This is a genomic window from Kitasatospora sp. NPDC059408 (assembly GCF_042751525.1).
In the GTDB taxonomy this organism is placed as follows: Bacteria; Actinomycetota; Actinomycetes; order Streptomycetales; family Streptomycetaceae; genus Kitasatospora.
Genome location: NZ_JBHYWI010000166.1, coordinates 1 through 6,695, shown reverse-complemented (window position 1 = coordinate 6,695; position 6,695 = coordinate 1). Strand labels below are relative to the sequence as shown.

General features: G+C 73.2%; 7 protein-coding genes and 1 riboswitch. Of the genes, 5 read left to right on the top strand and 2 right to left on the bottom strand.

Going from position 1 to position 6,695, the window contains the following annotated elements:
* Positions 1-307 precede the first annotated feature (307 nt).
* The 4 genes from ACFXDE_RS43555 (at position 308) to purB (ending at position 3,476) form a co-directional block, all read left to right on the top strand.
* On the top strand, positions 308-1,063 hold the full coding sequence (locus ACFXDE_RS43555) for a HipA family kinase (protein WP_380499753.1): 756 nt from the start codon (positions 308-310) through the stop codon (positions 1,061-1,063).
* The gene (locus ACFXDE_RS43550; protein ID WP_380444894.1) at positions 1,060-1,446 is read left to right on the top strand and encodes a DUF3037 domain-containing protein; all 387 of its coding nucleotides are present in this window, start codon (positions 1,060-1,062) and stop codon (positions 1,444-1,446) included. The genes ACFXDE_RS43555 and ACFXDE_RS43550 overlap by 4 nt, the downstream gene beginning before the upstream one ends.
* A 71-nt stretch (positions 1,447-1,517) precedes the next feature.
* Positions 1,518-1,973 carry a MarR family winged helix-turn-helix transcriptional regulator gene (locus ACFXDE_RS43545; protein WP_380444895.1) on the top strand — a complete coding sequence of 152 codons (456 nt, stop codon included), beginning with the start codon at positions 1,518-1,520 and terminating at the stop codon, positions 1,971-1,973.
* 72 nt (positions 1,974-2,045) lie between these two features.
* Positions 2,046-3,476: an adenylosuccinate lyase gene (gene purB / locus ACFXDE_RS43540; RefSeq protein ID WP_380444896.1), complete on the top strand. Its 1,431-nt coding sequence runs from the start codon at positions 2,046-2,048 to the stop codon at positions 3,474-3,476.
* A 7-nt stretch (positions 3,477-3,483) separates the two neighbouring features.
* Here purB and ACFXDE_RS43535 read toward each other — a convergent pair whose 3' ends face one another.
* A complete protein-coding gene (locus tag ACFXDE_RS43535; RefSeq protein WP_380444897.1) occupies positions 3,484-5,016 on the bottom strand; it encodes a DHA2 family efflux MFS transporter permease subunit in 1,533 nt (510 codons plus the stop codon).
* A 311-nt stretch (positions 5,017-5,327) separates the two neighbouring features.
* Positions 5,328-5,508, top strand: a riboswitch (cyclic di-AMP (ydaO/yuaA leader).
* Positions 5,509-5,510: 2 nt separating this feature from the next.
* Between ACFXDE_RS43535 and ACFXDE_RS43530 the strand changes: the two genes are divergently transcribed.
* Positions 5,511-6,440, top strand: coding sequence for a peptidoglycan DD-metalloendopeptidase family protein (locus tag ACFXDE_RS43530; protein WP_380499752.1), 930 nt, complete (start codon positions 5,511-5,513; stop codon positions 6,438-6,440).
* Between the two features lie 62 nt (positions 6,441-6,502).
* Here ACFXDE_RS43530 and ACFXDE_RS43525 read toward each other — a convergent pair.
* Positions 6,503-6,695: hypothetical protein (locus ACFXDE_RS43525; RefSeq protein ID WP_380499751.1), on the bottom strand; the 193-nt coding region annotated here is incomplete at its 5' end.

The following is a 6,695-nucleotide window of genomic DNA, read 5'->3' as shown; positions in this document are numbered from 1 at the left end:
ACTCTGTGGGTGGGGTGTTCTCGCCGTTGGCAGTCTGAAAATCACCCGTCACGCCCCTCTCCGCGGCCACCCCCTCCGCCACCCCCTCCCGCAGCCCGGCCCTCTCGCCTGTGGGGGATGAGGGGGAGGGGGTGGTTGGGGTGGGTGCATTGGTGCGGCGACGAGGAGGGAAGGGGCGGGGAGGAGGGCATGGGGATGAGGGATGGGGTGGGGAGGGGGAGGCGAGGGGGATGGGGTGGGGGTGGGGAGGCGACGGGGCAGGGGATGGGGTGGGACTGGGGGGTGGGGCACCGATAGGGTTGGGGGTGTGCTTCCTGAGGTGACGGCGGTCCGGTATGTGACGCCACTGCGAGAAGGCGGTTCGATGCCGGGCCTGGTCGAGGCCGACGACCGGCGGCTGTACGCGCTGAAGTGGGTCGGTGCCGCGCAGGGGCGCAAGGCGCTGGTCGCGGAGGTGCTGGCCGGTGAGCTGGGGCGGCGGCTGGGGCTGCCGGTACCGGAGCTGGTGACCGTCGACCTGGATCCGGTGCTCGCGCGCAGCGAGCCGGATCCGCAGGTCCAGGACCAGATGCGGGCCAGTGGTGGGACCAACCTCGGCATGGCGTTCGTCAGCGGGGCGCTCAACTTCGACCCGCTGTGCTTCGAGGTCGACGCGGGCCTGGCCGGGCGGGTGCTCTGGTTCGACGCGCTCATCGGCAACGTCGACCGGTCGTGGCGGAATCCGAATCTGCTGGTCGCCACCGGCGGGTTGCGGCTGATCGACCACGGCGCGAGCCTGATCTTCCACCACAACTGGGCGGGTGCCGCCGCGTGGATCCGCCGTCCGTACGACGCCTCCGACCACGCGCTGCTGCGTTCCGGGCCGGACCTCGCGGCCGCGGACAAGGACCTCGCGCCGCTCGCCGAGGCGGCGGTCGAGCAGGCCGTGGCGCGGATCCCGGACGTCTGGCTGGCGGACGAGCCGGGCTTCGACTCGCCGGACGCGGTGCGTGCCGCGTACCGCGCCCAGCTGACCGCTCGACTGGCCGGTCCGCGCGACTGGCTGCCGGAGGTGCCCGCATGACCGTCGAACTGCACGACTACGAGTACGCCGTGATCCGCGCGGTGCCGCGGGTCGAGCGCGGCGAGTGCGTCAACGTCGGCGTGCTGCTGTACTGCCGGCAGAACGCGCACCTGGCCGCGCGCACCCACCTGGACCAGGCCCGGCTGCTGGCGCTGGACCCGGTCGCGGACGTGCACGGCGTGCGGAAGGCGCTGTACGGGATCGAGGCGGTGTGCGCGGGCGGTTCGCAGGCCGGTCCTGCGGCGTCGGACAGTCCCGGGCAGCGCTTCCGGTGGCTGACGGCGCCGCGCAGTGCGGTCGTCCAGCCGGGGCCGGTGCACACGGGGCTGACCGCGGACCCGGAGGCCGAGCTCCGGCGGTTGTTCGACCAGTTGGTGCTCTGAGCGGTTGATTCCGTGACGGTTGCCGTGGTCAAAGCTTGAGTTGCTGAAGCACTCGGCCGTACGCTGGTCCCATGGGTTCGACAGCGACGACGACCGTACCGACCAACGCCGAGCTGATGGAGGTGTTGGCCGCCGTCGGTGCCGCCTACTTCCAGGACTTCGCGGCGGCCGCGGCCCGGCACGGGCTCTCCTCCTCGCAGGCCAAGGCGCTCGGCGCGGTGCAGGAGCCGGTGCCGATGCGCGCGCTGGCCGGGCGGCTGGGCTGTGACGCCTCGAACGTCACCGGGATCGTCGACCGGCTGGAGTCGCTCGGGCTCGCCCACCGCGAGGCGGCGGCGGGCGACCGGCGGGTGAAGATCGTCGTGATCACCGAGCAGGGCCGGGACATCCTGACCCGCATCCGCGGCGAGATGGCGCGCACCCACCAGGCCTTCGAGGCGATGACGGACGAGCAGCGCGTCGCGCTGCACTCGATCTGCTCGCAGGTGCTGCCGGTGCTGGCGGGCCGGACGGGCGGCGCGCAGTAACGCCAGGGCTCTACGGGCGTAGCGCGCCGGCGGCTGCAGTGGGCGTGACCTCGGCTGTTAGGCTTGCGAAGCGTGAGCGCGAAGCCCCAGATCCCCAATGTCCTGGCCTCCCGGTACGCCTCGGCGACCCTGGCCCAGCTCTGGTCCCCCGAGCACAAGGTGGTCCTCGAGCGCCACCTGTGGCTCGCCGTCCTGAAGGCCCAGCAGGACCTCGGCGTCGAGGTGCCGGCGAACGCCGTCGCCGACTACGAGCGGGTGATCGACCAGGTCGACCTCGGCTCGATCGCCGCCCGTGAGCGGATCACCCGCCACGACGTGAAGGCCCGCATCGAGGAGTTCAGCGAGCTCGCCGGGCACGAGCAGATCCACAAGGGCATGACCTCGCGGGACCTGACCGAGAACGTCGAGCAGCTTCAGGTCCGTCAGTCGCTGGAGCACGTGCGCGACCGCACGGTGGCCGTGCTGGTGCGCCTCGCGAGCCTGGCCGCGCAGCACTCCGAGCTGGTCATGGCCGGCCGCTCGCACAACGTCGCCGCGCAGGCCACCACGCTGGGCAAGCGCTTCGCGTCGATCACCGACGAGCTCCTGGTGGCCTTCCGCCGCCTGGAGGAGCTGATCGCCCGCTACCCGCTGCGCGGGATCAAGGGCCCGGTCGGCACCGCGCAGGACATGCTGGACCTGCTGGGTGGCGACACCGAGAAGCTGGCCGAGCTGGAGCGCCGGGTCGCCGGGCACCTCGGCTTCGAGAACGTGCTCACCAGCGTCGGCCAGGTCTACCCGCGCTCGCTGGACTTCGAGGTGCTCACCGCCCTCGTCCAGCTCGCCGCCGCGCCGTCCAGCCTGGCCAAGACCATCCGCCTGATGGCCGGCCACGAGCTCGTCACCGAGGGTTTCAAGGAGGGCCAGGTCGGCTCCTCCGCGATGCCGCACAAGATGAACACCCGCTCGTGCGAGCGCGTCAACGGCCTGGCCGTCATCCTGCGCGGCTACGCGTCGATGACCGGCGAGCTGGCCGGCGACCAGTGGAACGAGGGCGACGTCTCCTGCTCGGTGGTGCGCCGGGTCGCGCTGCCGGACGCGTTCTTCGCCTTCGACGGCCTGCTGGAGACCTTCCTGACCGTCCTCGACGAGTTCGGCGCCTTCCCGGCCGTCGTCGAGGCCGAGCTGGACCGCTACCTGCCGTTCCTCGCCACCACCAAGGTGCTGATGGGCGCGGTGCGCGCCGGTGTCGGCCGGGAGACCGGGCACGAGGTCATCAAGGAGCACGCCGTCGCCTCCGCGCTCGCGATGCGCGCCGGCGCCCGCGAGAACGAGCTGCTGGACCGCCTGGCCGCCGACGAGCGGATCCCGCTGGACCGCGCCGCGCTGGACGCGCTGCTGGCCGACCGGCTCTCGTTCACCGGCGCGGCCGGTGCGCAGGTCGCCGAGGTCGTCCGGCTGGTCGAGGCCGTCGCCGCGGCCTACCCGGAGGCGGCCAAGTACGCCCCCGGTGACATTCTCTGACGCAGCGTCAGGTTTTTGAGGGCCCTGCTGCCGGACCGGTGGCGGGGCCCTCGTGCGTGTGGACGTGGCCGGGGTCGAGGGGCGGGGTCGTGCCGCAGCACCACTCGGTGTCCGGCTCCGCGACCGGGTGGTCCTCGGGGGCCAGCACGTTGCCGCGGATGGTCACGAAGGCGGTGATCGCGCCGGCCGTCAGGAGCCCGGCGCAGATCAGCATCGCGGTGTGGAAGGCATTGTCGACCGCGGCCGGCACCCGGTACGCGTCGCCGCTCAGGCCAGCCAGGGCCGGGAGGGCGGCGACCGCGAGCAGGCCGGCCGCGCGGGCGGCGGCGTTGTTGACCCCGCTCGCGATGCCCGCGTGCCGCACCTCGACGGCCGCGAGGACGGTCGCCGTCAGCGGGGCGACCAGCAGCGTCATGCCGCAGCCCATCACCGTGACGGCGGGCAGGACGTCCGCCCAGTAGGAGGAGCCGGCGCCGGCGCGCAGCATCAGCAGCACCCCGGCGGCGCACAGCAGCGGGCCGACGGTCAGCGGGATCCTCGGGCCGATCCGCTTGCCGAGCCGCGCGGCGCGCGAGGACAGCGCGAGCATCAGCACGGTGATCGGCACCAGGGCCAGGCCGGACACCAGCGGCGAGAAGCGGGCGACGATCTGCAACTGGACGACCAGGAGGAAGAAGACGCCGCTGAACGCCGCGTACACGCAGAGGGTGACGAGGTTCACGGCGGTGAACAGCCGCGAGGAGAACAGCCCGAGCGGCAGCATCGGTTCGGGGGCGCGGCGTTCGACGACGATGAAGGCCGCGCCGAGCACGAGCCCGAGCACGCCGGTGACCCAGACGACGGGGGACAGGCCCTCGCCGCCCGCCGTCAGCGCGTAGGTGAAGGTGCCGAGCGCGAGGGCGGCGAGCACCGAGCCGAGCACGTCGAAGCGGCCGGTGGCGCTCTCGTCCCGGCTCTCGGGGACGTAGCGGGTGGCGACCGCGATCACGGCGGCGGCGAGCGGCAGGTTGAGCAGGAAGATCCAGCGCCAGCCGGGGCCGTCCACGAGCCAGCCGCCGACGAACGGGCCGACGGCCGCCGACACGCCGCCGAGGCCGGACCACAGGCCGACCGCGGCCGAGCGGTCGTCCGGGTGGAAGACCGCCTGGAGCATGGCGAGCGAACCGGGCGTCAGCAGCGCCCCGCCGATGCCCTGGACGGCGCGTGCGGCGATCAGCACCTGGATGTTCGGCGCGGCGGCGCAGGCCGCGGAGGCGACGGCGAACCAGACCACGCCGAGCAGGAAGACCCGGCGCCGGCCGTAGCGGTCGCCGAGCGCGCCGCCGAGCAGGATGAGCCCGGCGAGCGTCAGCAGGTAGGCGTTCAGCGTCCACTGCAGGGACGCGAGGGTGGCGCCGAGGTCGGTGCCGATGCGGGGCAGGGCGACGTTCACCACGGTGCCGTCGAGCATCGCCATGCTGGAGCCGAGCACTGTTGCCAGGAGGACCCAGCGTCCCTGCGCGGTGCCCAGGCGCAAGGAGCCGGCGTTGGTTGTGGCCACGGCCCGATCCTCCGCCCGGCGGGGTGCACGTGACAAGGGTCACCGGTGGTGCGTCCGGGGGGTGCGGTGGGTGATCGTGTGGTCACGGAGGGGTCGGCTCGTCGGCGGAGGGTCGTTGATCCGCTGCGGGCAGTGAATGGATTGTGCACGCACCGTATTCCGGATCATTCGGAGCGTCATCGTGGCGGGTGGGGTTGTTGTGGGTTCAAGAGATCGACATTGCTTCACCCGGACGGATGAGTTTTAGTTCAGCGACCGACCGGCCAGCCCGGACGGATCCACCGGGTGGAACGCCGAGTCCTGCCGCTGCCCGGTGGCTCGCACTGAACTCTGTACGGCAGGAGCGGGGGACCCACAGGTAAGTCGCCGGACCGGAATTCGCGCTGTTTGCGCGGAAGTTCCAGGGCCGGCTCGGGGTGAAGCCGCGCATGCGGCCGGGCAACTCCAGCCCGAACCCGACAGCTCACCTCGCAGGCGTCGGAGAGGAAACTTCCATGCCTGCTCAGGCTCGTCGTATCACCCTGCCCCGCGCCGCCCGCATCGGCATCGCGACCGCCGTCACCGGTGTCTCCTTCGCCCTCCCGCTCGTCACCGCGATGAGCGCCCAGGCCCACACCGCCCCCGGCGCCCCCGCCGCTCCGGCCGCCGCGGCCTCGGCCCCGGCCGCTCCGGCCGCCGCCCAGGGCGACGCCTCCTACCGGGTCGTCAGCGGTGACACCCTCTCGAAGATCGCCGACGCCAAGCACGTCGAGGGCGGTTGGCAGGCGCTGTACGCGCACAACCGTTCCGTGGTCGGCGCCAACCCGAACCTGATCTTCCCGGGTCAGTCGCTCGCGATCGCGGCCCAGGCCGCCCCGGCCGCCCCGGCCGCTCCCGCTCAGAAGCCCGCCGCCCCGGCTGCCAAGCCGCGGGTGCAGGTCCAGACCGAGGCCGCCACCCCGGGTGCCCAGGTGCAGGTCCAGGCCACCGTGGCCCAGCCCGCGCAGGCTCCGGCCGCCGCTCCGGTCGCCGCCGCCTCCGGCTACGTCGCCCCGCTCGCCAACCCGGTGCTCGGCGAGGCCTACGGCGTCGCCGGCGCGATGTGGGCCTCCGGCCACCACACCGGCCAGGACTTCGTCGCCTCCACCGGCACCCCGGTGCGCGCCGTCGCCAACGGCGTCGTGGTGAAGGCCGACAACGGCGGTGCCTACGGCAACGAGGTCGAGATCCAGCTCGCCGACGGCAAGTACGCGCAGTACGCGCACCTGTCCTCGATCGGCGTGACGGTCGGCCAGTCCGTGACCGTCGGCCAGCAGCTCGGCCTGTCCGGTGCCACCGGCAACGTGACCGGCCCGCACCTGCACTTCGAGATCCGCACCGGGCCGGAGTACGGCTCGGACATCGACCCGGTCGCCTACCTCCGGGCGCACGGCGTCGCGCTCTGAGCTCCCCCCTTCGGGGATGACGGACCACCGTAGGTGCGGGGCGAAACGATCGTCCGGGATGGTCATGTCGGGTGACCGCTCGACCGGGTGATCGCCGCACCGGCGGACATGGGCGCGGGACACGCCCAGACCGGCCCGGCCCACGAGGACTGCTCGTGGGGCGGGCGGGGGGCGGTGTTGCGGGCTGCCGTTGTCGTCGCCGGGCGCAGCTGCGGTCGGGGCCGGGCGGCGGGGGCGGCTGCGGCGGCGGGGTGG